This window comes from Peribacillus frigoritolerans (genome assembly GCF_040250305.1).
Lineage (GTDB): Bacteria > Bacillota > Bacilli > Bacillales > DSM-1321 > Peribacillus.
In genome coordinates, this window is sequence record NZ_CP158190.1 from 578,347 (window position 1) to 604,358 (window position 26,012).

The 26,012-nt window shown below is 40.8% G+C and carries 22 protein-coding genes; 13 read left to right on the plus strand and 9 right to left on the minus strand.

Translation table 11 applies throughout. The features are described 5' to 3' along the window. Positions 1 to 5: 5 nt before the first annotated feature. The 3 genes from ABOA58_RS02810 to ABOA58_RS02820 form a co-directional block, all read right to left on the minus strand. Entirely contained in the window at positions 6 to 1,424 is a 1,419-nt protein-coding gene (locus ABOA58_RS02810) for an NAD-dependent succinate-semialdehyde dehydrogenase (protein ID WP_350301114.1), read from the minus strand. A gap of 204 nt (positions 1,425 to 1,628) precedes the next feature. Beyond that, positions 1,629 to 2,897 (minus strand): dicarboxylate/amino acid:cation symporter, encoded by a 1,269-nt coding sequence (locus tag ABOA58_RS02815; protein WP_350301115.1) that lies wholly within the window; start codon positions 2,895 to 2,897, stop codon positions 1,629 to 1,631. Between the two features lie 219 nt (positions 2,898 to 3,116). After that, complete coding sequence (locus ABOA58_RS02820) at positions 3,117 to 4,037, minus strand: ketopantoate reductase family protein (protein WP_350301116.1); 921 nt, start codon at positions 4,035 to 4,037, stop codon at positions 3,117 to 3,119. A 603-nt stretch (positions 4,038 to 4,640) separates the two neighbouring features. On the opposite strand from ABOA58_RS02820, the gene ABOA58_RS02825 reads away from it, so the two are divergent. From ABOA58_RS02825 to ABOA58_RS02850, 6 genes are all read left to right on the plus strand, one after another. Continuing rightward, entirely contained in the window at positions 4,641 to 5,090 is a 450-nt protein-coding gene (locus tag ABOA58_RS02825; protein ID WP_350301117.1) for a LytTR family DNA-binding domain-containing protein, read from the plus strand. After that, on the plus strand, positions 5,087 to 5,509 hold the full coding sequence (locus ABOA58_RS02830) for a DUF3021 domain-containing protein (protein ID WP_350301118.1): 423 nt from the start codon (positions 5,087 to 5,089) through the stop codon (positions 5,507 to 5,509). The genes ABOA58_RS02825 and ABOA58_RS02830 overlap by 4 nt, the downstream gene beginning before the upstream one ends. Positions 5,510 to 5,520: 11 nt before the next feature. Beyond that, positions 5,521 to 5,790, plus strand: a complete 270-nt coding sequence (locus ABOA58_RS02835) for a 2TM domain-containing protein (RefSeq protein ID WP_350301119.1) — start codon at positions 5,521 to 5,523, stop codon at positions 5,788 to 5,790. A 248-nt stretch (positions 5,791 to 6,038) separates the two neighbouring features. Continuing rightward, the gene (locus ABOA58_RS02840) at positions 6,039 to 6,974 is read left to right on the plus strand and encodes an ABC transporter ATP-binding protein (protein WP_350301120.1); all 936 of its coding nucleotides are present in this window, start codon (positions 6,039 to 6,041) and stop codon (positions 6,972 to 6,974) included. Then, a complete protein-coding gene (locus ABOA58_RS02845; RefSeq protein WP_350301121.1) occupies positions 6,971 to 7,846 on the plus strand; it encodes an ABC transporter permease in 876 nt (291 codons plus the stop codon). The genes ABOA58_RS02840 and ABOA58_RS02845 overlap by 4 nt, the downstream gene beginning before the upstream one ends. A gap of 23 nt (positions 7,847 to 7,869) precedes the next feature. Continuing rightward, positions 7,870 to 8,532 carry a 4'-phosphopantetheinyl transferase family protein gene (locus tag ABOA58_RS02850; RefSeq protein ID WP_350302773.1) on the plus strand — a complete coding sequence of 221 codons (663 nt, stop codon included), beginning with the start codon at positions 7,870 to 7,872 and terminating at the stop codon, positions 8,530 to 8,532. A gap of 247 nt (positions 8,533 to 8,779) precedes the next feature. On the opposite strand, the gene ABOA58_RS02855 is transcribed toward ABOA58_RS02850, so the two are convergent. Together ABOA58_RS02855 and ABOA58_RS02860 are read right to left on the minus strand one after the other, a co-directional pair. Next, a complete protein-coding gene (locus ABOA58_RS02855) occupies positions 8,780 to 9,337 on the minus strand; it encodes a 3D domain-containing protein (RefSeq protein ID WP_101224913.1) in 558 nt (185 codons plus the stop codon). A gap of 663 nt (positions 9,338 to 10,000) precedes the next feature. Beyond that, positions 10,001 to 11,065 carry a M20 family metallopeptidase gene (locus tag ABOA58_RS02860; protein ID WP_350301122.1) on the minus strand — a complete coding sequence of 355 codons (1,065 nt, stop codon included), beginning with the start codon at positions 11,063 to 11,065 and terminating at the stop codon, positions 10,001 to 10,003. Positions 11,066 to 11,228: 163 nt separating this feature from the next. Here ABOA58_RS02860 and ABOA58_RS02865 point away from each other — a divergent pair, with 163 nt between their 5' ends. Then, entirely contained in the window at positions 11,229 to 11,735 is a 507-nt protein-coding gene (locus ABOA58_RS02865) for a general stress protein (RefSeq protein ID WP_350301123.1), read from the plus strand. Between the two features lie 49 nt (positions 11,736 to 11,784). On the opposite strand, the gene ABOA58_RS02870 is transcribed toward ABOA58_RS02865, so the two are convergent. The 3 genes from ABOA58_RS02870 to ABOA58_RS02880 all read right to left on the minus strand — a co-directional run bounded on the left by ABOA58_RS02870 (position 11,785) and on the right by ABOA58_RS02880 (position 15,950). Further along, positions 11,785 to 13,779 carry a methyl-accepting chemotaxis protein gene (locus ABOA58_RS02870; protein WP_350301124.1) on the minus strand — a complete coding sequence of 665 codons (1,995 nt, stop codon included), beginning with the start codon at positions 13,777 to 13,779 and terminating at the stop codon, positions 11,785 to 11,787. Positions 13,780 to 13,983: 204 nt separating this feature from the next. Beyond that, the gene (locus tag ABOA58_RS02875; protein WP_350301125.1) at positions 13,984 to 15,456 is read right to left on the minus strand and encodes a PH domain-containing protein; all 1,473 of its coding nucleotides are present in this window, start codon (positions 15,454 to 15,456) and stop codon (positions 13,984 to 13,986) included. Further along, positions 15,456 to 15,950 (minus strand): PH domain-containing protein, encoded by a 495-nt coding sequence (locus ABOA58_RS02880; protein ID WP_350301126.1) that lies wholly within the window; start codon positions 15,948 to 15,950, stop codon positions 15,456 to 15,458. The genes ABOA58_RS02875 and ABOA58_RS02880 overlap by 1 nt, the downstream gene beginning before the upstream one ends. Before the next feature lie 304 nt (positions 15,951 to 16,254). Here ABOA58_RS02880 and dacB point away from each other — a divergent pair, with 304 nt between their 5' ends. From dacB to bluB, 3 genes are all read left to right on the plus strand, one after another. After that, positions 16,255 to 17,676 carry a D-alanyl-D-alanine carboxypeptidase/D-alanyl-D-alanine endopeptidase gene (gene dacB / locus ABOA58_RS02885; RefSeq protein ID WP_434547781.1) on the plus strand — a complete coding sequence of 474 codons (1,422 nt, stop codon included), beginning with the start codon at positions 16,255 to 16,257 and terminating at the stop codon, positions 17,674 to 17,676. 328 nt (positions 17,677 to 18,004) lie between these two features. Then, positions 18,005 to 18,610: a uridine kinase family protein gene (locus ABOA58_RS02890; RefSeq protein ID WP_350301128.1), complete on the plus strand. Its 606-nt coding sequence runs from the start codon at positions 18,005 to 18,007 to the stop codon at positions 18,608 to 18,610. Positions 18,611 to 18,701: 91 nt separating this feature from the next. Further along, positions 18,702 to 19,343, plus strand: a complete 642-nt coding sequence (gene bluB / locus ABOA58_RS02895; RefSeq protein ID WP_063235341.1) for a 5,6-dimethylbenzimidazole synthase — start codon at positions 18,702 to 18,704, stop codon at positions 19,341 to 19,343. A gap of 124 nt (positions 19,344 to 19,467) precedes the next feature. On the opposite strand, the gene rpoN is transcribed toward bluB, so the two are convergent. Then, entirely contained in the window at positions 19,468 to 20,829 is a 1,362-nt protein-coding gene (gene rpoN / locus ABOA58_RS02900) for an RNA polymerase factor sigma-54 (RefSeq protein WP_350301129.1), read from the minus strand. Positions 20,830 to 21,214: 385 nt separating this feature from the next. On the opposite strand from rpoN, the gene ABOA58_RS02905 reads away from it, so the two are divergent. From ABOA58_RS02905 to ABOA58_RS02915, 3 genes are all read left to right on the plus strand, one after another. After that, entirely contained in the window at positions 21,215 to 22,540 is a 1,326-nt protein-coding gene (locus tag ABOA58_RS02905) for an aspartate aminotransferase family protein (RefSeq protein ID WP_350301130.1), read from the plus strand. 18 nt (positions 22,541 to 22,558) lie between these two features. After that, the gene (locus ABOA58_RS02910) at positions 22,559 to 23,992 is read left to right on the plus strand and encodes an aldehyde dehydrogenase family protein (RefSeq protein WP_434547782.1); all 1,434 of its coding nucleotides are present in this window, start codon (positions 22,559 to 22,561) and stop codon (positions 23,990 to 23,992) included. Positions 23,993 to 24,210: 218 nt separating this feature from the next. Further along, positions 24,211 to 25,731 carry an aldehyde dehydrogenase family protein gene (locus tag ABOA58_RS02915; RefSeq protein ID WP_350301132.1) on the plus strand — a complete coding sequence of 507 codons (1,521 nt, stop codon included), beginning with the start codon at positions 24,211 to 24,213 and terminating at the stop codon, positions 25,729 to 25,731. Positions 25,732 to 26,012: the final 281 nt, after the last annotated feature.

Below are 26,012 nucleotides of genomic sequence, written 5' to 3' on the forward strand. Positions count from 1 at the left end.
ATAGGTTACAAACCTAAGGAAATATATTTTACTTCCAGGAATTCTTCGATGCCTTGGTGTCCGCCTTCACGGCCGAGCCCGCTTTGCTTGAATCCGCCAAATGGAGCTTGCGGAACGGAAGGAAGTCCATCGTTCAAGCCTACAATACCGAATTCAAGTGCCTCGGTGAATTTGATGCCCTTGGTGATATTTTCAGTGAAGACGTAAGCTGCCAAACCGAAGATGGAGTCATTTGCCCTCTTGATTGCCTCTTCATCAGTCTTAAAGGAGGCAATGGGAGCTAGCGGACCAAATGTTTCTTCCTTCATGCAGAGCATGCTGTCATCAATGTTGGACAATACGGTTGGTTCAAGAAAAAGGCCGCTTATTGATTTACCGCCAGCTTCGAGCTTAGCGCCGCTGCTGATTGCTTCATCAATTTGTTTTTGAACCTTATCCACTGCATTTTGATCGATAAGCGGACCGATATCGACGCCATCTTCCAGTCCGTTTCCTACCTTTAGTTCCTTTACCTTGCCAACGAGCTTTTCGATGAAGGCTTCTTGAATGGCTTCGTGGACATAAATGCGATTTGAACAGACGCATGTTTGTCCTGCGTTACGGAATTTTGAACTGATGATGCCATCTACCGCTTTATTAAGGTCGGCATCTTCAAGAACGATTGCTGGTGCGTGGCCCCCGAGCTCTAGCGAGATTTTCTTTACCGTGTCAGCTGAGCCCCTCATAAGCGTTTTACCGACTTCTGTAGAACCGGTAAACGTCAATTTGCGGACCCTCGTATCTTGAAGCCATGTTTCACCGATTTCTGATGATTTTCCTGTCACGACATTGATGACTCCTTTTGGAATGCCAGCTTCTTCAGCTAATTCAGCCATTTTTAAAGCTGTTATGGGAGTCAGGTTTGCCGGTTTAATGACGACTGTGCAGCCGACGGCAAGCGCTGGTGCCACTTTTCTTGTAATCATGGCTGCAGGAAAGTTCCAAGGCGTAATGACAGCTACAACCCCGACAGGCTGTTTAGTCACGAAAAGCCGCTTATTGGACACGGAAGCAGGGATCGTTTCGCCGTACACCCTTTTTCCTTCTTCGGCAAACCAAGATAAAAAGCCATTTGCATATGTCATCTCACCAAGTGCTTCTTTAAGGGGCTTTCCTTGCTCTTCAGTCATGATTTTTGCCAGTTCTTCTTTATGATCATCAATCAATCGATGCCATTTCCAAATCAGTTCAGCACGTTCGTAGACTGAGAGTGCAGCCCAGCCCGTAAAGGCTTCATATGCGGCATCTGCAGCCTTTGCCGCTTCAGTTGCACCGCCTTTAGGAACGGTGGCAACTATTTCATCCGTTGCCGGGTTTCTCACTTCAATTTTATCCAATCCAAAATCCGACCACTCACCGTTAATAAATAATCCGTAATCCTTCATGATAAAACCTCCTAATTTGGTTAAATCCATCAAACTACTAAAACTTTTAACTTTATACTTTTACCTGTTACATAAAAGTATAAACACTTTTCACTGATTCTGAAATTTATTTGATTGGCTATTTATAGAAAATTGGCTAATTGATAGAAAGGGAGCAATACAAAAAAAGAGGTGCAAGTTGCACACCTCTTCATTAGTGTTCGATTATTTTTCCGTTGAGACGGCCACTTCACTCATATCACCTGAGATGGCCTGGTTTGGATTGAATTCACCTTCTGATTTAGAAATGACCACTGTAGCGACACTGTTACCGATTAGATTGGTGATGGCACGTGCTTCAGACATGAAGCGGTCGACTCCCAGCAGTAACGCCATTCCTTCAACTGGAATCATTGGGAAGGCAGCTAATGTTGCAGCAAGTGTAATGAAACCGGATCCCGTTACACCAGCAGCACCTTTGGATGTTAACATCAAGATTCCTAGAAGGGTCAATTCCTGCCAGATGCTTAAATCGACACCATAGGCTTGGGCGATGAAAATCGCAGCCATGGATAAGTAGATGGATGTGCCATCAAGGTTGAAAGAATAACCGGTTGGGACAACCAACCCGACTACCGATTTTGAGCAACCGTATTTTTCGAGCTTTTTCATCACGCTTGGCAGGGCGGATTCCGATGAAGAAGTTCCTAAAACTAAGAGGATCTCTTCTTTTATATAGGCAATGAACTTGAAAATATTAAAGCCGTACATTTTTGCAATCGAGCCAAGGATAAGAACGATGAAAAGTGCCATTGTGATATAAACACTGCCCATTAATTGTCCTAACGAGGTTAAAGAACCAAGGCCAAACTTACCGATTGTATAAGCCATTGCTCCAAATGCGGCCAATGGAGAAACTTTCATGATCATACCGACGATGCCGAAGAAAATGTCGGCAATATGCTGAAAGAAAGAAACGACTGGCTGCACTCTCGGTCCCATTGCCGCCATGGATAATCCGAATAATACGGCAAAGAATAGAATAGGGAGTAAGTCTCCGCCAGCCAGTGCGGCAACGGCATTATCAGGAATGATATTAGAAATGAAAGCAACGGCGCCATGTTCCGTTTCGGAAGCGGCTGTCGTATATTGTGATACATCTCCGCCCTCGACTGAATCGATGTTAAAGCCTTTACCAGGTCCCAGCAGATTGACCACGATGATTCCGATGGCAAGTGCGAAAGTGGTAACGATTTCAAAATAGAGCAGGGCCTTTCCGCCGATGCGGCCAACCTTTTTCATATCGCCCATACCGCCAATTCCGATTACGACGGTTAAGAAGATGATTGGTGCAATGACCATTTTAATCATTTTAATAAATAAATCTGCCAATATCTTCAGCTGCTCACCGAAAGCAGGGAAGAAGAAACCGACTGCTATACCCAGAATGATACCGATGATGACTTGAACTGTTAAATTTTTTAATATTTTCAAGGGGCATTCTCCTTTGTTATATGATAGCGCTTTCTTAACTTGATAATAGTGTAACAGAAGAAAGAATCAGAATATTCTTTTGGTGATATTGTTTTCTTTTTGTTCTTTTTGGTCTTGGGGATTTTGAATAACTGAAGAGGAATTAAAAGTGAAGATTAGGATATAAAGAGATTACTAAGCCGAAAAAAAATACCGGTGGAGCACCGGTATTGGCGAAAATTAATTTTCAAAAGGTTTTATGAGTGCATATAGAGTTCCGATCACAGGAAGTTTCAAACCGGCCTTGTCGGCAAGGCGCAGTGCACCGCCCTGTAAATGTTCCACTTCGAGGGTTAGGCCCTTCCGGCGGTCCTGGTGCATGGACGAGGTTGATTCGTCAGGTAAACCTGCCATGTTTTCCAACGCTTGAGCAATATTCTCCACAGTAATACCGACGTCATAAGCATTTGCAAGCTCCTTCATTTCAATAAGGACTTTTTCTAGCAATCCATTGGTTTCCGGGAATCTCCGTATCGTGCCGATAGGGAGGTTCGATGCAGTTGTCACACCGGAAAAAGCGGTGATGAACATATATTTGATCCACATCCTGATCAATATATTTTCCGTTCTGCTTACCTTCATGATAGCTGATCCGGCCGCCTGTTCGAATTCATCACAAATCTTTTTTTGTGACGGATGAAGCGGGCCATAGATTAAATCGTGATTTTCATTGGAGTGAATGACATGACCTTTTTCATCAAGGGTTGCTATGATGAAGGCGCTTCCTCCCAAGACGGCTTCTTCGCCCAGTTCGTCCTGTAAAATGGATATATGTTCCAACCCGTTCAAAAGCGGGAGGACCTTTGCGCCCTTTTCAACAAGCACCTTTAAATCTGTAAGGGTGCCTTGCAGATGCTGGCCTTTTACAGCGAGAATCACAAGATCGACCTTTTCTATATCATTTACATTCTCTGTGATATGAAGGTCGTTTAATTGGTAGTTTCCATGTGGGCTGGTTATGCTGATCCCGTTTTCCTTCAATTGTTTGGCGCGGTTTTTTCGGACAAGGTATTGAACATCCTGCCCGGCCTGCTGTAACCTGCCCCCAAAGTAGGAGCCGAGTGCCCCGGCCCCTATAATGACTATATTCAAAGTGCACACCTCTCTTTTGATTAAGATATTCTAATCATAACATTGACTGAATTTTCGGTAAATGTTAAGGATTATAAAGTGTTTATAAGCTTGGTTGCCTAAGTCAATCGGTCCTCATTGCAGTGGTCAAAAATGGAAATTTGGAGTATGATTGCTTTACCATTATATTTAGGCAAATCCTGTTTAATAGATAAATCCGCACAGTATCACATGGATACTGTGTTGTTTTAGTTGACAAAAGGAAAAGGCATTTGTGATTTTATAGTGAAATAGATTCGAGAATGCTATTAAAATATATATTGTTCCAGCCTTGTGTATTATTTCATATCTCTAATTCCTATTGCCATTCCAGACTAGCTGTTAATTCGTAAATTACCTTAGTTTATGTAGGGCGGAACAGTAAAATTGGTCATAAACGAAATTGAAAGGTTATTACTACATGTAAACTTCAAAGGATTTTAAAAAGTGTTATTTTTTTCGATATAAAAAGAGTATGAAATGTATTTTATAATCAATTCCAGGTAAGTTATAGATTGTTTTCAACCACTTATGATTAAATTTGAAAAATCATGAAATGCCCATGGTATATTTTAGAAGAAGCGGAGGAGGCTTATGCAAATTAAGCTAATAATCGATGAAAAATATGTCGAGCCAGAAGTAGTTATCCATGCAAATGAGTATAGCAGCCAAATAGAACAACTTATGAAGTATTTGAAGGCTACGAGTACAGATGTAATTGACGGATATTTACAAAAAGAAATTTTCATGTTGAAAATTGTCGACATTTACTTTGTATTTTCAGAAGGAGCTAAGGTTTACTTTCAAACAGAAGAAAATGAATATGAATCCAAGCGTAAGTTATATGAACTTGAGGAGTTATTAGAAAAAGATTTTGTACGTGTAAATAAATCCACACTTGTGAATGTAACGAAAATTTCCTCTATGAAGGTTGAGGGAATGGGGATGATGCAGCTCGTGATGAATAATGAAACGACTGTCCTTGTTAGTCGTTCGTATTTAAAAGGTCTTAAAAAGAGATTAGGAATCGGGAGGGATACATGATGAAAATCATTATGCAGGTTTCCCTTTTAGGAATGGTAATCGGACTAAGTATTTCCTATACAATCATTACTATTATCTTATTACAAAATCCAACCCATAAGATAGACGGTCAGGAGTTATTTTTAGAATTTCTTTTAGCTATTATTCTTGGGTTTGGCTGTGGTATTACTTTACTTATTTTTTACATTGAGCGATGGCCGATAACGCTAAAACTATTCATACATTATGCTGTTTCTTTGTTGCTTGTACTTGCTTGCGGTGCAAAAGGGCAGTGGTATGAAAGCCCATTTGAGAATCCTATGGCAATCATCGTGTTCTTTGTCATTCATCTTGCGATATATCTTGTTATTTTATGTGTAATTTATTGGATCAATTTTCAAGAAGTGAAAAGCATTAATGAAAAATTAAAAAGACGATAGAGGGATAAATTATGTCACAAAATAGCTATGAGAATGCAAGAAAACGTGTAAGGGAATTAAAGTTATTATATGTTCATTTAGTTTGGTATATTTCTGTGAATGTTATGTTGATTTTTATTAATATGATGACTAGTTCCGGCAGTTGGTGGTTTATTTATCCTTTAATGGGATGGGGACTGGGTATTGTCGCACATAGTTTATATACCTTGGTACTAAGTAGATGGGGCAAAGAATGGGAAGAGAAAAAGATAAAGGAATACCTAACTAAAGATAATGAATAAATTAATTATAGCTGGTATATTTCCTTTCGCTTAAGGATGAGTGAACCATGGAATTCCTAAACTGAACGACCAATTATTGATTATCATGGATACATAGATTTATAAATGTAATAAAAATCTGTAAAAGTTACTGTTAAAAACTAGTGAAATAATATTTTTTCTTGCGAAATATATAACTGGACAAATTATCACAGTCGATGGAGGTTTGATGATCTAAACCTCCTGTATAGATTGAAGAGGGTGAAGGAATGCCGGAAGAACAAGCCATTATTAAGGTAACGAATTTGCAAAAAAAATACGGTGCATTTGAAGCTGTAAAAGGGATATCCTTTTCGGTGAAAAAAGGGGAGCTATTTGCTTTTCTGGGAACCAATGGGGCAGGGAAATCGACAACGATCGACATTCTGTGTACGCTGCTAAAAAAAACCGCTGGGGATGTCATGATCGATGGCTGTATCCTCGGTGAGGGCAAAGGAAACAACTCGATTCGCGATAAAATCGGGGTTGTATTCCAGGAGAGCATATTAGACGAACGTTTAACGGTGTATGAGAATATTCTGAACCGGGGCCACTATTATAATTTAAGCAAAAGTCAAATTCAAGAAAACTATCATTTTGTTTCGAAGTATTTGAACCTGGATGATATAAAAGCTAAAAACTACAGTACTTTATCAGGCGGGCAAAGGAGGCGGGCGGACATTGCCCGTGCCATTATCCATAAACCGAGTATTTTATTCCTGGATGAACCGACGACGGGTCTGGATCCGCAAACGAGACTATTTGTTTGGGATGCCATTAAGAGATTACAGGAAGAGACGAATATGACCATTTTTCTAACAACACATTATATGGAAGAAGCAGCCGTGGCTGATAATGTAGTTGTCATAAAAGAAGGGCGTCTGGTCGCAAAAGGTACACCTAGTCAATTAAAGGATGAATATGCATTTGATAGTATGCATTTAATATTTAACCAGGCTTTTGATCCCCCGTCATGGTTTAAGAAGAAACGATTATCCTATACGTTGAAAAATTCAACGTACACCCTTCGCTTGCCTTCTACGTTAGATGCGTATGGCATTTTAAAAGAACTAGAGGGGCAAATAAAATCGTTTGAGGTTATAAAAGGAAGTATGGATGATGTCTTTATCAACATTATAGAGGAAAAAGGGAGTATCTCACAGTGAAATCCTTGTACCACTTAATCAGTAGGAATAACAAAATATACCGTCGCGATCGTACATTATTGCTTCTTTCCTTATTGTCCGTTTTCATTGTCATTCTATTGTATGCGGTATTCTTACAACAAACCCAAATCGACACAATAAAAGAACTTGTCGGAAGCACAAAAGCATCCAAAGCGATGGTCAATGAGTGGATGGTCGCAGGGTTATTATCGATTACTGCAGTAACGACAACTCTAGGCGCATTCGGGATTATGGTCAAAGATAAAGAAAGCAAAAAAACAAATGATTTTTTAACGGCGCCATTATCAAGATCAACTATACAGCTAAGCTATGTTATAAATTCATTTGGAATTGGTCTGTTTTTCTCGTTACTTGCCTTCGTGGGTTGTGAACTATTTCTTGTCTTGGCAGGCAGTGAAATCATGAGTGGGGTGAAGATTTTAAAGGTATTGGGCATTATTGTTCTTTCGGTTGCCTTATCCAGTTCAATAAATTTATTCTTGACCCTTTTCATCCACACGCAAAACGCATTTTCCACACTGAGTACAATCGTCGGAACGGCCATAGGTTTTTTATGTGGGGTGTATGTCCCTATTGGTGGTGTCCCCACTTTTGTGCAGAATATCATCATGTACTTCCCGATAAGCCATACGGCCGTCCTCCTGAGGAAAGCGTTCATGACGGATTCGGTACAAACTGTATTTAAAGATGCGACCCCGGAACAGATCTTAGAATACAAGAAACATTACGGCATAGTATACGAAATGAATGATAAGCTTGTGACATCCGCCTATAGTTTATGGATGATCCTAATTACGATGGTTGCATTCACTATAATATCCCTCATCGTATTCAAAAAGAAAAATAAATAACCATGAGGATCTTTTTATTGAATATGAATTCCATTCATAAAACAGATTATTATAGTTTGTGGGATACCTGTTTGCCAGAAAATAGGGCTAGGTATATCAATAGTTCAAGTCAGTACAGAAAGCAAACTATATTTGCAGGAGATATACTGTTGCGCTATGCTTTATTGAGTGAAAAATTAGATATTTCAAAAGTTAAGATTGGTTACGGCAAATATGGAAAACCTTATATAAAAAATGGTGGGATTCATTTTAATTTATCTCATAGTAAGAATTTTATTGTTCTAGGAATAGGAAAACAAGAATTAGGTATCGATATTCTATGTGAAAGAAAGTTAAATAAAGAATTAATTAAGTATTTTTTTAGTGAAGAAGAACAGAGATACCTCCATCACTTAAAAGAAGGAAAACAGGATTATTATTGGAACGTGTTATGCTATAAAGAGGCATATATTAAATGTAGTGGTGGTCAAATAATAAATATGAAAAACAGGCTTGTTTGTCCTAAGGATTTACAGTATGGCAAAGTAAACAGAGTGAAACAGGAAAGAGAACAGATCGAAAGCATATTCTTCAAAGATTCAAATTACCATATTTGTATGATTTCCAATAATATATCAAGGAAATTAACTTTTGAGATTTTAGATATGGATGTAATATATAGGAAAATTGAAGGTTTGATTTCATGATAAACGTGATATTCCCAAAAATAACTTGATTTTTGTAACCGATCATAGGCTTCTTTTATGTCGAAGTATGCGACATAAGGGAAGTCTGTTTTTTGTTTTATAGTTTACTCTTAATAGTGACAGTCCTTTGTATGGAATCTATTGACCTTCCATTTCGGATTTATATGGTAAGGTTTTAGCTTTAGTAAGGAAAATATTGCAAAAAAAACAGCCCTGTGTGTCCAGAGCTGATCAGATTCTACTATTATTATTTATAGATTTTTACTTTAACGGTTTTTCTGCCCCAATTGATAGCTTTTGAGTGAGAAGAGTAGAAGACGTCAATTTTATTACCTTTGATTGCGCCGCCTTTATCTGCCGCAATGGCATCCCCGTATCCTTCTACATGAACTTTTGTTCCAAGTGGAATGACTTTAGGGTCGACTGAGATGGCTTTTACGTTAGGGTTTTTCTTTAAGTTAAGACCCGATGCTGTAATCCCGCTGCAGCCTTTGCAGTTCGCTGTGTAAGCTGTTGCCTTCACCGTGATCGTTTTATATTTTTTTGATGATGATGATGTTTTAGCTTTAGGTTTAGCGGCGGTCGATGTTTTCTTGACCTTTAAAACTTGTTTTGGATGGATGTTATCTTTTTTCAGGTTGTTCCAACTTTTGAGTTGATTGACTGTTATATTATGTTTATTGGCGATACCCCATAGTGTGTCGCCGCTTTTAACTTTGTATGTAGTAGTAGCAGCCGATGAAACTCCGGAAAAACTAAATACCAAAAAGAAAGCAGTGAATAATGGAAGTAGTATTTTTTTCAAAATGAATAGTCTCCTTTGTTTTAAATCGTAGACTTAGAATAACAGGTCTTTATGACAATAATGTTTCGGTGGAATAGTAATTGTGTTACAAAAAGGTTTCCCTTGATAAATAAATGTAATATAAACTAGGTCAAAAGGACTTGTCTAATAAATGTAAATATATTATTTATTATGTCAGTATAAGCGTATTTTTGTTAAATAGTGTTGCTATAATGGCGTATCCTGTTTAATGAGGTAATATATGGATGTTTAATCCCTGGTTTTAAAGTCCTGTATATTTTGTAAAAAAACAACGCAATAATAGACGATTGAATGCTGTTTATTTTAGTAGGAGAGGATATGCGGAACATGAAAAAAGCCGACATCTATGTGATGCCGGCTTAGACTAGACAAACTCGATGAAAATCAAGTCTGTCTATAGTTTTTATGAGGGTTTGTAAAGCTTCGAACGTCGATTTCCACTCCAGGCACTCGCTTTCCGCGGGCGGTCCGTGAGCCTCCTCGGCGCCTTTGCGCCTGCGGGGTCTCCCTTGGACACGCTTTTCCCGCAGGAGTCTCGCACCTTCCGTTCCAATCAACTTTGTTTTGAAATTTAGATAAACCCCTTTTGTTTACAAACTCAGCCGGCATCTATGTGAAGCCGGCTTTTTTTCATGAAATGGTTTAATTTAAAATAAATTCAGAAGCGAAATCGACTAGCATTTTTTGATAGACTGCTACCGATTCAAGATTGACGCATTCCCTATCTCCATGCCAGTTCTCACCTTTTGGTCCGAATTCAATCGCTGGGATATCATATGCCGCAAAAAAGACGGTATCTGCGGAGCCGTGCTGTCCAAAAATGACAGCGTCTTGCTTCGTGTTTCTTTCGATAATCGGACGGAGCAGAGTGATGAATGGGTCTGACTCTTCGGTTTTTACAGGTTTACTGTACATATTAAGGTGGACATTATTTCCTGTCACACTTTCGATCTGAGCAAGGATATCTTCCATTGTTTGCGTAGGGAGATAGCGAATATCAAGACTTAGCAAACAGGCATCCGGTACCTTATTATAGACCTCCCCGCCTTTTATTTTTGCTAGGTTAAGTGAAGGGGAAGAGTAAAGGGGAGTATGATCCCGGGTGAAAGGAAGTTCCTTTATTTTTTGATAAAGATCATAGGCCTTTTCAATTGCATTCACGCCTTCCCATGGACGGCTTCCGTGTGCGGATTTGCCGGATACTTCAATATCGAGACGAAGGGCACCCTTTGCCTGGAGCCCGATTCCCAATTGCGTCGGTTCGGCACAGATCACAAAGTCCCCTCTATAACCATGTTTCGCTAAATATCCGGAACAGTTCAAACCGCCAATCTCTTCATCCGATACGATCTGAAGCTGGATTTTCAAACCTAATTCCTTATCTTTCAGTTCGGTAAATGCACACATCATCCCTGCAACACCGGCTTTCATATCGGCTGTCCCGCGTCCATATAAGTTTCCTTCATGAACCTCAGGGAAAAATTGATCCGGCGTTCCGCTGACAACATCGACATGGCCATTCCAAATTAGGGTTTTATCTCCGCTGCCAATCTCGCTTACAAGCATCTTATAACCGTTATTTACGATCACATTCACGGTAAGTCCTTGATCTTTAAGCCAGTTTGCACAGTAATCAACTGCCTGGTTAGCTCCTTCTTTCGATGAACTGTCGATAGATACTAAATCTTTAAGTAACTCGATGAGCAAAAAGAAAACCTCCTAAAAATATGCATACTATGATTATATATACCCTTTCTTAGGAAGGGTTAACTTAAAATTTTTTTCCTGTTAAATAACGTTTAGCACTTTCATCCTCTGGGGTATGTAAAGGGGGAGCGACAATTTACATTCTTTAAGGAGGATGATAGATATGGATAAACGTATAATTGGTGTATATGAAACTGGAGAAGAAGCTATAAAGGCTGTTGAGTCATTACAGGCCCAAGGATATGATCGTGAAGATATTTCAGTGGTAGCTAAAGATAAAGAAGAATTAAATGCAGTTAATGAAGAAACGGGTACAAAAGTTGAGGAGGGGCTCGCAGCTGGTGCGGCGACCGGAGGTATTTTGGGCGGTGCTGCCGGATTATTAGCTGGTGTGGGTGCGTTGGCGATTCCGGGAATCGGACCGGTACTGGCAGCTGGACCGCTTGCTGCAACATTAGCCGGAGCGGCTGTAGGTGCTGGTACAGGAGGATTGGCCGGTACATTAATCGGTATGGGCATACCTGAAGACGAGGCGAATCGTTATGAAGCGGATGTAAAGAGTGGCAAGCTGCTTGTGTTAGTTGATTCGGATGCGAGAAAAACCAGTTCTTCTTACTCAGGAATAACGGAAACCGATGAAACGCTAACGAACGGTAGAAGAACTCTATAGGTCGTAAGTTAAAAAAGGACGGATCCCTTAGGATCCGTCTTTTTTTTGATTAGAATGTGAACTTCTTTATTTCTTTGTGCATTTCCTGGGATAGGGCATCCAATTCACTAGCCAGGGAATTTAATTGTTCCATGGAAGCATTCGTTTGTTCTACGGAAGCAGATACTTCTTCAGTTCCTGCGGCAGTTTCCTGACTGATCGAATTTAATTTTTCTGCATTGCTCGCCATCCGTGTGACCTCGTTTACCATATCGTTCATCATCTTTTTGATTTCGTCAAAATTGCTGAATGTGTTCGCGATGATGGATGCAATGTGACTGAAGGCATTTTCCGTATCCGTTACAGAAGTATCCTGAAGATGGATTTTTTGATTGACTTGATCAATCAAATGAACGGTATTTGTTGTATCGGTTTGCATCGCTTGAATGATTTCAGAGATTTCTTTCAGTGAGTTTTCCGTCTGTTCGGCCAATTTCTTAACTTCATCGGCAACAACTGCAAACCCTTTTCCGTGCTCACCAGCCCTGGCTGCTTCGATGGCAGCATTAAGAGCGAGTAAATTCGTTTGTCCTGCAATCCCGCTTATGGTCTTTACGATCGCACTAATATCATTGGAGCGTGCATCCAATGATTTGACTGCCGTACTCATCTTATTGGATATTTGGGACGTTTCATTGAATTGTTGTTTCAGGCCTTGCACTTGAGTGATTCCGTTTTCAGAAGCCTTGAACATATTTTCGGATTCCGTGGCCATTTTGCCCGTTTGCGCCTCAAGATCATTGATTTTGTCAGCCAATAGCTTTACGGCCACTTCGTTATTCTGCCCGACTTCGATTTGGTCTATGGCTCCGGCTGCTATTTGTTCCATCGTCATGGCCACCTCGTTAGCTGCCGCTGAATTTTCATCGGCACTAGCCACTAGCGTCATGGAGGAATCCGATACTTTATCGGAAAGGTTGTTGACAACCCCTAACATATGACTCATATTCCTGGTCATTAAGCTGGTATCTTCTGCAAGTTGGCCTATCTCATCTTTCCTTGAAATGGAATTCCTGGAGGTGAAATCACCGTTAGCCATTTTCCGTATGGATTCCTGCAGCTTTTTAATGGGATTCGTTAAAGAACGGGTGATGAAGATGGCAGATAGTGCAGTGACGGTAAAGACGATCAACAGTGTGATGATATTATCGATTATCATCGGGTTTGCACGGACGAGCACTTCGTTTTCATCCATTACCCCTGCTATTCTCCATCCGGTTGTAGGATTTGTGGCGTATCCGACGATCCTGCTTTTCCCTTCAAATTCCTCGATCATTGAACCGGATTCACTTTTCATTTTTTTGAAAATATTTTCCTTTGATATATCCTGTTGAATTTTTTCCTTGTCTGGATGGGTAACGAATGACCCTTTCTTATCCAGCAAAACCGTATAGCCCGTTTCGCCGAATTTCGTTTGATTGACCATTGTGATCAATGTATCGATCGAGATGTCGACACCGAGCACGCCTACTAATTCATTACGATCATCATATACAGCTTTTGCTGCAGTAATGACAAGTGTATCCGTCGCCTTATCAATATAAGGTTCCGTCCAAATGGTCTTGTTTTTTTGTTTCAATGCGGATTGATACCAGTCCCTTTGTCTTGGATCGAAGTCAGTCGGCAATTCAGCTTTTGGGAATATTAATGTTTTTCCATCTTTCTCCGTGCCAAGGTATAAACCATTTATTTCAGAACTGCTTGATTGTGTATGGGAAAACTCATCCATTATGGATTCGGGGTTCTTATCATAAGTACTCATGATAGGATACTTACCGATCCTATCCAATTGACTTTCCGTTTTTTGAAAGAAGATTTCGAAAGAATCGTTCATTGACTTGACTTGCTCTTCAGTCGTTCCGGTAAATTCCTTGGTCGTCAACTCGATACTATTTTTATAGCTCATGTAAGAGATGGCCATTCCGCTTAACATGATCAAAGCTAAAAAAGGAATCAATATTTGTTTTTTTAGCGAATTAAAATACCAGTCTGTTAGTCTTTTCATATGTACAATTCTCCTTATATACCTCGAATTAATTTAGGCTTCTATAGATATTTCGGTCTGCTTTGACTTTTTTGAAGTTTCTAGTTAGAAAATTCCCAATATTAATTTTGAGGTGAGTGGGCGACATATATTCAAGGTATGAGGAGGATATAGAGGATAAAAAAAGAGCTGACTGCCGTAGTCAACTCTTTCATTCAATGATAACTATTCGACTTGGATATTTTTTGTCCTGTCCATATACCATGTGTAAAACTCGTCTGCATATTCAACGGATACATCTTGGAGCTTTGTATGGTGTACAGGCTTGGAGCGGTTGATCGTTTCAATTGTGGCAAGCCCGAAAAGCTTTTGCAGCTTCGAACGTTCCACCTCAATTTGAATGACCTTGCTTCTTTTGGTTATGAATAGTGATGTTTCCAAACTTCCGGATTTGAACTGAATGAACTCATCATTTATTAAGTAACGGCTATTTTTGTAATTGATTATTCTCAATGTATAAATGAGAACGAGTAGAATCAGTGAGATATACAATAGGGAGGGGTTGAAATAATAGATCGCCAATGTTGTGAGAATCCAGAAAAAGCTGGGCCGCAGCATTCGGATTTTGAAGGCCTGTTTCGATAGTGACTTCATTGACCGTTCCACTTTATAAGCGGGTAAAATCTCTTCTACCATCCCATATGCCCGTTCAATTGATAAAAAAGGATAGAGGGTGTTCGTTTCCAGCTCTTCATCACCGGTGCTTCCTGCACTGATCAGTTTCACTTCTGCCAACCCTAGCAATCTTTTAATGATTGATTGGGTGATTTCGACTGCTTGTACTTTTTCTTTCCGAATGGAAAAAGCGGATTCGTCCAGTACGCCTTTCTTGATATATATGCGCTCGTGATCCGATGAAATTTCATATTTTCCATATTTAACGAATGTGGAAACGATTCCGAAGGCAACGGCGACACATATGAGGCCTGCAATAACGATGGTAATGATCCACCATGTATCCAATAACTTGGCAAGAAACCCTTCGGCATTCTCCAAATCGATAAAATCATCGAGTGTATTATATAACGTAGCCAATATCGGGATAAGAGCCAGGAAGCTGAGTGATGTAAAGGAAGCTTTCAGAACATCTTGTTTGCTTGGCGTGAAGTGGATTGTTTTTTCATTGGCTGGTTCCATATCCTCAGCAATTCGTTCTTCGGGAATATCCGCTTCTATTACCGGAAGTTCCTGTTTTGAAGCATATTCCCCCTCAAGCCGTTCGGCCTCTTTTCGGGAAATCATCTCGAAAGGTACGCTACCCTGATCACCAGTCATCCCGGTTTCGAATGTTAAAGAGGTCAATCTGAAAATCTTATGAAATAACGTCGTGCGTTGCTGGACATTCTGAACCTTATGAAGCGGGACAGTTCGATACGATTTCGAGACAAGCCCTGAAGTAATATATAAGGTCCCATCTTTGATTTGGTATTTATATGTATACCATTTAAGGATGACAGAAATGACTTTCCAAATCAGATAAACTAGAAAGCCGATTTGGAGTACCTTCATATACATCTTTTCAGAACCGAAATTCAGGACATAAAGCATGATTATAAAAAATACATTCCCTTTCAGCAATTTCCAAAATTCGAAAGGGATTTTGATAGGGTGTAATCGTTTTGCTTGTTCTTCCATCATTAATCCACTTCCTTAATTTTTGCGAAATGGGCAATTTTATCTCGTAATTCATACGCCTCTTTCTCGGGGATCGCTGGTATGTCATGAGAATCGCCCATTGTACCGATGCTTAGGGAATAAAGGTTGTATTTTCGCAAAAACGGTCCTTGGTTCAATTTGACGGATTGAACCTTCGTCATCGGAATGAGTTCATGCGTTTCACTCCAGGCTCCACGTCTTGTTTGAATGAACTCTTCGTTCACGTCGTAACGCCAATACTTTTGCAATAGTATCGGTTCAATGAAGATGGACCAGATAGCATGGAAAAAAGATAATACGATAAGTCCGTTTAAAATCCATCCAATCCATTCTTTCCAAGTGAAATAATCATCAACAAATAATAGGGTGCCAAGGACGGCGAGGATAATGAGATTGGTAATGGCTTCAGTCATCCGCCACACCTTCACTGATTCTTTGGATATTTTCTTCGTTGGTGGCTGTATCTTGGAATACATATATTCACTCCTTACTATGTCTTTATACTTATACGGATTATCTTGCAAAAAAGTTCCCTATTATAAGTACATGTAAAGAAATTATGCAGCCGCATACCATGGAGTGGCGGCCGAATAATCCTGCAGTTTCCCGAGTATGTATAAATAAGGAGTTTTCTAGTGGATCTTTTCTTTTTATATGACCGAAAAATGGACAAGATAGAAGTGGTGAGTTTCTAGAGTGGGAGTGATAGGTTTGACGTATAAAAGGAAGTTGGGTTTTATATTTTTCCTGTTTTTGATTTGTTTTTTTAATGGAGAATCGATGCAGGCTGCGAATGATGATGAAAACCTAGGGCAGGAAATTCAACGAATATTGGAGCATTCGCCAGGATTGGCTGGGGCGTTGACGGGAATTTCCATCCGTTCAGCTGAAACGGGGGAAATGATTTATGAACAGGGGTCGCAAACGAGATTGCGGCCTGCTTCGAACCTTAAGCTTTTGACTGCAGCAGCTGCGCTGGAAACTTTAGGGGAAGATCATGCTTTTCAAACGGAACTATACATAAAAGGAGTGCAGGTTGGCCAGGTTCTGCAGGGCAATGTATACCTGAAGGGAAAAGGAGATCCTACATTATTGGAAAAGGATTTTGATGAACTGGCAGCTTCACTGAAGCACAGGCAAGTTAAGTTCGTTCACGGGGATCTTATAGGCGATGATTCTTGGTATGATGATGTTCGTTATTCCCAAGACTTAGTTTGGAGCGATGAACAGGAATATTACGGTGCAGCCGTTTCGGCTTTAACCGCTTCCCCGAATGAAGATTACGATACCGGTACCATCATTCTGGAGATGACCCCTGGGGAAAAGGCTGGGAAGAGGGCAACGGTGAAGCTTGAGCCGGAAACCGATTACGTGAAGGTCATCAATAAAACGAAAACTGTATCGGCAGACGCTAATAACAAAATTGAAGTCGAACGGTCTCATGGCACACAAGTCATTACGGTTTCCGGGACCATTCCGGAGCATTCCGGTGTGACCAAAGAGTGGATTTCGGTGGAAGATCCCACAGGATATGCGCTGAGCCTATTTGAAAAATCAATGAAGGAACATGGAATTAAAGTGTTGGGAAAAAGGAAAAAAGGGAAAACGCCACTAGGAGCGGACATGATTGCCACTCATCAGTCCATGCCGCTTTCACAGCTGCTTATTCCTTTCATGAAATTGAGCAATAACAGCCATGCCGAGGTTTTGGTAAAGGAAATGGGCAAAGAGGCAGAAGGGGAGGGAAGCTGGAAGGATGGTTTGGAGGTTACTCGAAATCAGCTGAAGAGTATGGGTCTCGATATGCAAACGATCATGATGCGTGATGGATCTGGAATTTCCCAAGTCAATATGATTCCAGCGAATGAAATAACGAAGCTGCTGTATGCCGTTCAGGAAAAAACGTGGTTTCCTGCTTACTTGAATGCTTTACCGATTGCAGGCAACGAAAATCGGATGGTGGGCGGTACGCTTAGAAAGAGGATGAAAGGGACACTTGCAGCCGGGAATGTTCGTGCGAAAACAGGAACGATTTCAGGAACGAGCTCCTTATCAGGATATGTGACGACCAAAAAAGGGGAAAAAATCATATTTTCAATCATCTTGAATAATTTTGTCGAAGAAAAAGGCATTACGGCAATCCAGGATAAAATAGCCGTAATGCTCGCAGAACAGGAAAACCTATTGGGAAGCGGCCATTAGTATCCATGGAAAGCTAAGTTGAAGTTCAGGATCTGCGAGAAACAGGTCGGCATCAGCCAAATCATTTTTATATAGTTTCCCAAACGACTGTTAGTGAGACGCCTTTAATCCAAGAGTATACCCTGTCCAGCTTACTTCTGTTGGAAGAATCTTAAGCATTTTTCTTTAGTGAAGGACCTAATCTATTATTTGTTTGAAACAAGGTCCATATCGAAAATTGGATTATATTAAATAACAGTACCCTTTATCTTAGTTTTTTCATTTTATCCACTCAAGGAAGGAATTTAAGGGAGGATGAATAGAAATAAGTAGTATAGGGGGAATGCTTATGAACTTTCCAACACTTAATGGACCGTATACGATTAGCAGTCTTATAGCTGAAATTCACAAAATTTCCAAAGAACGATCTCTCTATATATTGGCCATAGATGGCCGGGGCGGGTCTGGAAAAAGTACACTCGCTGCCAGTATCCAAGCAGAATGTCCGGGCAGCGCGGTCGTACATATGGATGACTTTTATTTGCCGTCTTCGGATAGGGTTCAACTGCCTCCATCCCAAAAGGCGATTGGAGCGGATTATGATTGGGAACGGGTTAGTAACCAAATCCTAAAACCGCTTACAGAGGGGAAAGAAGCAAGATATCAAAGGTATGATTGGGAAACGGACACTATGGCCGAATGGCATGAGGTTCCTGCTGGGGGCCTTGTCATTATAGAAGGAACTTATTCTATCCGTAAAGAATTGGCAGGGTATCATGATTTCACGATTTGGGTGGAATGTCCCCGTGATCAGCGTTTGAAACGTGGCCTTGAGCGGGATGGTGAAGATGCGCGTCAAATGTGGGAGGATAATTGGATGGTTCATGAAGATCTCTATGTGGGTGCGCAAAGGCCTCAAGAAGGAGCGAATCTTGTTGTGGACGGAACGAGCTGAGTCAGAGGATATTTTAATTGTAAGGGTTTACCTATAAAATAGATTGTATGTTTAGATAAATTTCTGGGGAGCCGGAAACAGGGGGGAAACTATGTTTACTAATGAAGAACAAGCTGCTGTATATAAAGCCATTTATAACCGAAGGGATATCAGGAGTTTTTTGCCAAAGCCCATTTCAAAGGATATACTCCGCAGAATTTTGGATGCTGCACATCATGCGCCATCTGTAGGATTCATGCAACCTTGGAGTTTCATCGTGATTTCATCTCAGGAAACCAAGAACAGTTTGGCATGGGCAGCGGATAAAGAAAGAAGGGCACTCGCTATTCATTATGAAGGAGGTAAAGAAAATAAGTTTCTTAGTTTGAAAGTGGAAGGGTTAAAAGAAGCACCATACACCATTTGTGTTACATGCGACCCGACACGGGGAGGCTCCCATGTTTTAGGGAGGAACTCCATTCCGGAAACCGATATTCTATCCACGGCCTGCGCAATTCAAAATATGTGGCTGGCTGCCTGTGCGGAAGGATTGGCAATGGGATGGGTAAGCTTTTATAAGAAAAATGATATTCGTGATATTTTGGAGATTCCGCCGCATATAGAACCCGTTGCACTCCTGTCGATTGGCTATACGGATCAATATCCGGATAAACCCATCCTTGAACTTGCTAATTGGGAAAAAAGAAGGCCGATGGATGAACTTATTTTCGAGGATAAATGGGGTAATAAATAAAACGATATATTAAGATTCCAAAAAAAAGCCCCTGGTTCAGGGGTTTTTGGTTGTGATGAAAATATAAAAGACTCTACGAAAGATACATCTTTTGAAAGAGTCTTTTTAAAAATTTGGTTTGATTTTAAAATCTACGCCGTTTTGAAGATCCCGGTATACCGAGATCTTCACGGTATTTTGCAATAGTGCGGCGGGAGATCTTCGTTCCTTCATTTTCGAATATTTGACAAAGTTTCTGATCTGAAAAAGGCCTTATCTTATCTTCATCGGCAATCAACACCTTTATTTTTTCTTTGATGGTGGTCGTTGATTCGGTTGCTTGGCTGTTCACGCGGTGTAACCCTCTAGTAAAGAAGTTCTTTAGTTTAAAGAGGCCATGCGGCGTCTGGATATATTTATTGCTCGTCGCCCTGCTGATCGTTGATTCATGAAGCTGAAGTTTTTCCGAAATGTCTTTCAGTGTCATTGGTTTTAATCCCGTAATTCCCTTCATGAAAAACTCTCGCTGCTCGTCCACGATTGACGCTGTCACTTTGTAAAGTGTCATTTGCCTTTGTTCAAGCCCTTTTAAAAGTAATTGGGCATCATTTATGTGCCCTTTTATATAATCTTTAGCTGGATTAACAGAATTCATAGCAACGTGGTTCTTGTAGTAAGGATTGATGGAAAGTTTAGGTGTGCAGCTATCGTTGACCGTTATCAGAAAACCTTCTTTATCTTTTTCCACGTAAACGTCCGGCACGATGTAATGAGTCATATCATCGGAAAAGTGACTGACTGGACGTGGGTTTAACGTACGGATGAAATCCGAGGCCTCTTGTACTTCCTGAACGGTCACTTGGTAAAGGCCGGCAATTTTCCTGTAGCGTTTTTCTGCTAAATCCGTTAAATGCTTTTTAACGATCTTATACGCCAATTCATTGTAATCCTCATGCCCACGCAGCTGAATGAGTAAACAGTCGGTCAGATCTTTAGCCCCGACTCCAATGGGCTCAAGGGACTGCAATACTTGAATCATACTTTCGATTACTTCCACGGACACGGAAAAATGCGAGGCAGCCCATTTGGCATCCAATTCAAGAAATCCATATTCATTTAAGTTCCCAATCAAGAATTGGAGAATTCTCTTTTCAAAAGCTTTCAACGAACTTAGTAAACTCAATTGTTCCAGTAAATGGCTTTCCAGTGTTTCTGTGTTGATTGAATAATTGTTGATAGGGTTGTAATCATTGTCTCCGTTGAAACTTTTACTTTTAGAGGACCGTATCTGAGAATTTATTTTATGTGTATGAATGCTGGATTCAGAAAGTGATGCGAGGGGTTCTTTAAAGCTAATTTCGAGAACGGGATTTTCGTAAGCCTGTAGGTTCAGGAAATCTATCAGTTCATGGGTGGAGTATTGAAGGATATTGATCGATTGCTGTAATTCAGGGGTTAATGACAATTTCAATGTTTGTTTTTGGTACAGTTCAAATCCTACCTGCATATATATCAACTTCTTTCGTTTAGATTAACATAGCGGTTCAAAAGGAATGGAAAAATATTAAGATGATAATAATACAAATCTTCCGAAAATTCAACATTCTGTGTCAGGTTTTATAACATTGATCAGAAAATAAAGAGGGGGATTCAATTTGTGTAAATTAATATTTAATTTAATGAATAGGTATCGAGTGATTCAAATTCGAATTGAATGATTCGTATATGAATCGACACACGCTCCTAATGATTCATCTATGAATCGTTTTAACTTGAATACCTTTAATATAAGGCTCATATAATTTGGCATGCATCTTGCTATATCTATATATATAAATATAAAAAATTAACTAGCTTGAAAAAAATCCATACATGAGAAGGGTGTTTTTTACATGATTAAAGAAACGACGGGTATTCAGGAATTAATCGATTTGGATAAAAAGCATTTTATCCATCCGACTACGGCAATCGAACAACAGCAGGCAGATGGTCCAAGTTTCATCTTTAAGGAAGGAAAGGGAATATATCTTACGGATGTAACGGGCAGGACTGTCATTGATGGCATGGCTTCACTTTGGAATGTGAATATTGGACATGGACAAGAAGAGATGGCTGAAGTCGCGAAGGAACAAATGGCGAAGTTAGCTTTCACCTCAAGTTTCGCCACTTTCAGCAATGAGCCGGCAATCCGTTTAGCGGCCAAAATCGCTTCCATCGCGCCTGGGGATTTAAATGCAGTTTTCTTCACTTCAGGTGGATCGGAGTCGAATGATACGGCTATCAAGCTTGCTCGACATTACTGGCTTTTGAAAGGGCAGCCTAATCGTCAAAAAATCATTTCCCGCTCGAAATCTTATCATGGAGTGGCAATGGGAGCCACAAGTGCGACTGGCCTGAAACCGTTCCGAGACTTCACGAATTCAATCGCACCGGATTTTTACCATGTAGACGGTTCCTCCATTGAGGAGTTGCGTAAGGTCATAGAACAGGAAGGACCGGAAACGATTGCGGCATTTATCGCTGAACCGATTCAAGGGGCCGGTGGCGTGAACCTTCCTCCTGAAGGCTATTTTAAGGAAGTAAGGGAGATTTGTAATGAATACGGTATTTTAATGGTGACGGATGAAGTCATTACAGGTTTCGGAAGAACAGGGACTTATTTTGGGATTGAGCACTTTGGTGTTGTACCTGATATGATGTGCTTTGCAAAAGGTGTGACAAGCGGATATGCACAGTTAGGCGGGGTCGTCCTGAATGATAAGATGCATCAGGATTTCATTGCCCTTTCAAAAGGCACGCTTTTACACGGCTACACATACAGTGGCCATCCTATGGCTTGTGCGGTTGCTTTGAAAAATATTGAAATAATTGAACGTGAAAACCTGATAGAAAACTCTAAACAGCGTGGTGAAGAGTTGCTTGCCGGCTTTAAGAAGCTTCAAAGCAAACATCCGATTGTTGGTGATGTCAGGGCACTTGGATTAATTGGAGGCATCTCCATCGTAAAGGACAAACAAACAGGCGAAGGATTTGAGACACAGCTTGCTCCAAGGCTGGTTGCTGAAGCGGCGAAAAATGGTTTGATTTGCCGGTCTGTTACGTTTGATCAAGATACACTCGTATTCGCACCGCCTTTAATCATTACTAAAGCGGAAGTCGAAAGAATAATTGAAATCCTTGATGAGACATTTACTGCTGTCGAAAAAGAAATTTTATAAGAGGTGAAAGTGATGGTCATGACGGAAACGCTGAAAAAGAAATTATTCATTAATGGTAAATGGAAAGAAGCTGAAAAGTTCACGACACTAAAGTCTCCTTATAGCGGGGAAGTTCTAGCGGAGATTCCTTCGGCAAGCCTTGAAGATGTCGAGTTGGCAATAGAATCAGCCTATCAAGCTAGAAAAACAATGGCAGCTTTACCTAGTCATAAACGTGCTGCCATACTTGAAAAGCTTGCGAGCCTTTTGGAAAGCCGCAAAGATGAGGCAGCTGAAATAATTGCTAAAGAGGCAGCGAAACCGATTAAAACGGCAATGGTTGAAGTATCCCGGACGATTGCCACATATAAATTTGCAGCAGAGGAAGCAAAACGGATTCATGGAGAAACATTGACGATGGATGCTACAGCTGACGGAGAAGGAAGAATAGGATACACAGTCCGTGAGCCTCTTGGTGTCGTGGGTGCAATTACGCCTTTTAATTTTCCGATGAACCTGGTTGCCCATAAAGTAGGCCCGGCGATTGCTGCCGGAAATACACTTGTCCTGAAACCTGCGAGCCAAACACCGCTATCTTCGCTATTTCTAGCTGAACTATTAGCCGAAACGGATTTGCCGGCAGGTGCGTTTAATTTAGTTACCGGAAGCGGCTCGGTAATCGGTGATAAATTAGTCACCGATGCACGGGTGAAGAGCATTTCATTTACCGGAAGTCCGGCTGTCGGAATCGGGATCCGTAATAAGGCTGGGTTAAAGAAAGTGAGTCTTGAACTAGGTTCGAATGCGGCTGTCATCGTTGATAAAGGGATTAATATCGATAAAATCATCCAACGCTGTGTATCGGCAGCATTCGCTTTTCAAGGGCAGGTCTGTATTTCCTTACAGCGTGCATATGTTCATGAAGAGGTATATGATGAGTTCGTCAAAAAATTCACAGAAGCAACGAAGGACTTGAAACTTGGAGATTCTTTGGACCCGTCAGTGGATATTTCGGCATTGATCAGCGCTGGCGATGTACAGCGAAGCCTGGATTGGATCGGTGAGGCTAAACAACACGGTGCGATTGTTGCGGCAGGAGGCAAATCTGAAGGAAATATCCTGCATCCCACTGTTTTGCTGGAAGTGGATGCAATGCTTAAGGTATCTTGCCAGGAAGTCTTCGCTCCAATTGTTTTGATCAATAAGGTTTCTTCCGTTGAGGAAGCGATTGACTTGGTCAATGATTCCGAATTCGGATTGCAGGCCGGGATTTACACGGAAAATATCAATCTGGCTCTTTCTGCCGCAGAAAAATTGGAAGTCGGCGGTGTTATCATTAATGATATCCCAACTTACCGTGTCGACAACATGCCATATGGCGGAGTCAAAAAAAGCGGAACTGGCCGCGAAGGGCTAAAATATGCCATTGAAGAAATGACGGAAATGAAATTGGTCATTATTAACCGGAATTAATCAGAAAAGAGGTGAGCAGCTGCTCATCTCTTTTTTTCTATGAATCTTGAAAGAGTTTGGCCCATGAGTTATGCAAAAATGAATAGGTAATTCACGACTGAATTTAAATGAGACAGGAAAGGGCAAAAAACCGTGAGTTACCTAATATTTCAAACTGGCATGAATCTTGCTCATATCTAATATATAGGTAGATAACTTAAAATCGAGGAGGAAATTACATGCAGGAAACATTGCAAAATAACAAGAAAAAAGACGGAACGGGAGCACTGGACTTAAAGATGTTCATCAATGGGGAATGGGTGAATTCGACTTCAGGTGAGAAGAGGGATGTATTGAATCCGGCTACAGGGGAAGTTATTGCCAAAGCTGCGGAAGGAACACAGGAAGATGTGGATGCAGCGGTCGAGGCAGCAAAATATGCTTTCTATGAAGGTGGTTGGTGGGGAACTCCTGCAGTGGAAAGAGCTCGCATTTTATTCAAAATAGCCGACAAAATAGAAGAAAAAGCTGAAGAACTAGCTGCGTTGGAAACATTGGATAATGGGAAACCATTGCGTGAGGCTCGTTATGATATCGCTGATTCAGCAGCCTGTTTTAGATATTATGCAGGATTGGCTACAAAACCGACAGGTCAGACTTTTGAAGTTCCTGACGGCCAGCAAGCGATGGTCGTAAGGGAACCGATCGGTGTATGCGGGCAGATCGTTCCATGGAATTTCCCACTAATGATGTCAGCCTGGAAACTGGCTCCGGCGCTAGCAGCAGGAAATTCCGTTGTATTCAAACCATCTGAGATCACTCCGGTGACAGCGGTCAAACTATTTGAAATCATGGATGAAGTCGGATTGCCAAAGGGTGTCGCAAACCTTGTGTTAGGAGCAGGGCCAGTTGTCGGACAAGCCATTGCCGAACATGAGGAAATCGATAAAGTAGCCTTTACAGGAGGAACGGCAACAGGACGTAAGATCATGGAGGCTTCACTTGGTAACCTAAAGAAAGTGACATTGGAGCTCGGCGGGAAATCGCCTAATATCGTATTTGCGGACTCTGACTTTGAGACTGCAGTTGATTATGCTCTATACGGGATTTTCTGTAATCAAGGACAAGTGTGCTCAGCAGGCTCCCGTTTACTATTGGAAGAGTCCATTTACGATCAGTTCATTGCAAGTCTTACTGCGAAGGCGAAAAAGATCAAAGTAGGTTCAGGTTCTGATGAAAACAGCCAGATGGGACCTATCGTTTCAGAAGCCCATATGAACAAAATATTATCGTATATCCAAATCGGAAAAGAAGAAGGTGCCAAATTAATCGTCGGTGGAAATCGAATTAAAGAAGAAGGCATGGATAAAGGTTACTTTGTCGAACCTACTATTTTTGTTGATACGACACCGGACATGCGGATTGTGCAGGAAGAAATTTTTGGACCGGTGCTTGTCGTTCAAAAATTCAAGGATGAAGCGGAAGCTCTTCGACTTGCCAATGATACGAAATATGGTTTAGCGGGAGCGGTGTTCACTAATGATATCGCAAAAGCATACCGTGTCATTAAAAAAGTGCGTGCCGGCATCACATGGATTAACTCATATCATCCAACTTATAACGAAGCCCCTTGGGGAGGGTTCAAGCAAAGCGGAAATGGACGCGAACTGGGAACTTTCGGTTACGAAGCTTATACGGAAGTGAAGCAAATCAATAACAACTTGGATATCCAGCCAACAGGCTGGTTTGATGCAGAGTAAATAGCTTGACGAAAAGGCTGCTCCTTGGGGAACAGCCTTTTTTGGTGGAATCGGAGATATATTCTTGAAAATCGCAGATAAAACTCCGGAATCGGAGATATAATCAGGAAAATCGCAGTTATAATTCCGGACTCGGAGATATAATCCGGAAAATCGTAGATATAATTCCGGAATCGGAGATATAACGCCGGAATCGTAGATATAATCCGAAAAATCGCAGATAAAACTCCGAAATCGGAGATATAATCCGGAAAATCGCAGATAAAACTCCGGAATCGGAG

Coding starts and splice junctions, on each gene's coding strand:
- dacB (WP_434547781.1), top strand. CDS start 16,255: ATGCAGGCTGCGAATGATGATGAAAACCTAGGGCAGGAAATTCAACGA.
- ABOA58_RS02830 (WP_350301118.1), top strand. CDS start 5,087: ATGATGAAAATCATTATGCAGGTTTCCCTTTTAGGAATGGTAATCGGA.
- ABOA58_RS02875 (WP_350301125.1), bottom strand. CDS start 15,456: ATGATGGAAGAACAAGCAAAACGATTACACCCTATCAAAATCCCTTTC.
- ABOA58_RS02840 (WP_350301120.1), top strand. CDS start 6,039: ATGCCGGAAGAACAAGCCATTATTAAGGTAACGAATTTGCAAAAAAAA.
- ABOA58_RS02905 (WP_350301130.1), top strand. CDS start 21,215: ATGATTAAAGAAACGACGGGTATTCAGGAATTAATCGATTTGGATAAA.
- ABOA58_RS02865 (WP_350301123.1), top strand. CDS start 11,229: ATGGATAAACGTATAATTGGTGTATATGAAACTGGAGAAGAAGCTATA.
- ABOA58_RS02915 (WP_350301132.1), top strand. CDS start 24,211: ATGCAGGAAACATTGCAAAATAACAAGAAAAAAGACGGAACGGGAGCA.
- ABOA58_RS02910 (WP_434547782.1), top strand. CDS start 22,559: ATGACGGAAACGCTGAAAAAGAAATTATTCATTAATGGTAAATGGAAA.
- rpoN (WP_350301129.1), bottom strand. CDS start 20,829: ATGCAGGTAGGATTTGAACTGTACCAAAAACAAACATTGAAATTGTCA.
- ABOA58_RS02870 (WP_350301124.1), bottom strand. CDS start 13,779: ATGAAAAGACTAACAGACTGGTATTTTAATTCGCTAAAAAAACAAATA.
- ABOA58_RS02890 (WP_350301128.1), top strand. CDS start 18,005: ATGAACTTTCCAACACTTAATGGACCGTATACGATTAGCAGTCTTATA.
- ABOA58_RS02835 (WP_350301119.1), top strand. CDS start 5,521: ATGTCACAAAATAGCTATGAGAATGCAAGAAAACGTGTAAGGGAATTA.
- ABOA58_RS02850 (WP_350302773.1), top strand. CDS start 7,870: ATGAATTCCATTCATAAAACAGATTATTATAGTTTGTGGGATACCTGT.
- ABOA58_RS02810 (WP_350301114.1), bottom strand. CDS start 1,424: ATGAAGGATTACGGATTATTTATTAACGGTGAGTGGTCGGATTTTGGA.
- bluB (WP_063235341.1), top strand. CDS start 18,702: ATGTTTACTAATGAAGAACAAGCTGCTGTATATAAAGCCATTTATAAC.
- ABOA58_RS02825 (WP_350301117.1), top strand. CDS start 4,641: ATGCAAATTAAGCTAATAATCGATGAAAAATATGTCGAGCCAGAAGTA.
- ABOA58_RS02880 (WP_350301126.1), bottom strand. CDS start 15,950: ATGTATTCCAAGATACAGCCACCAACGAAGAAAATATCCAAAGAATCA.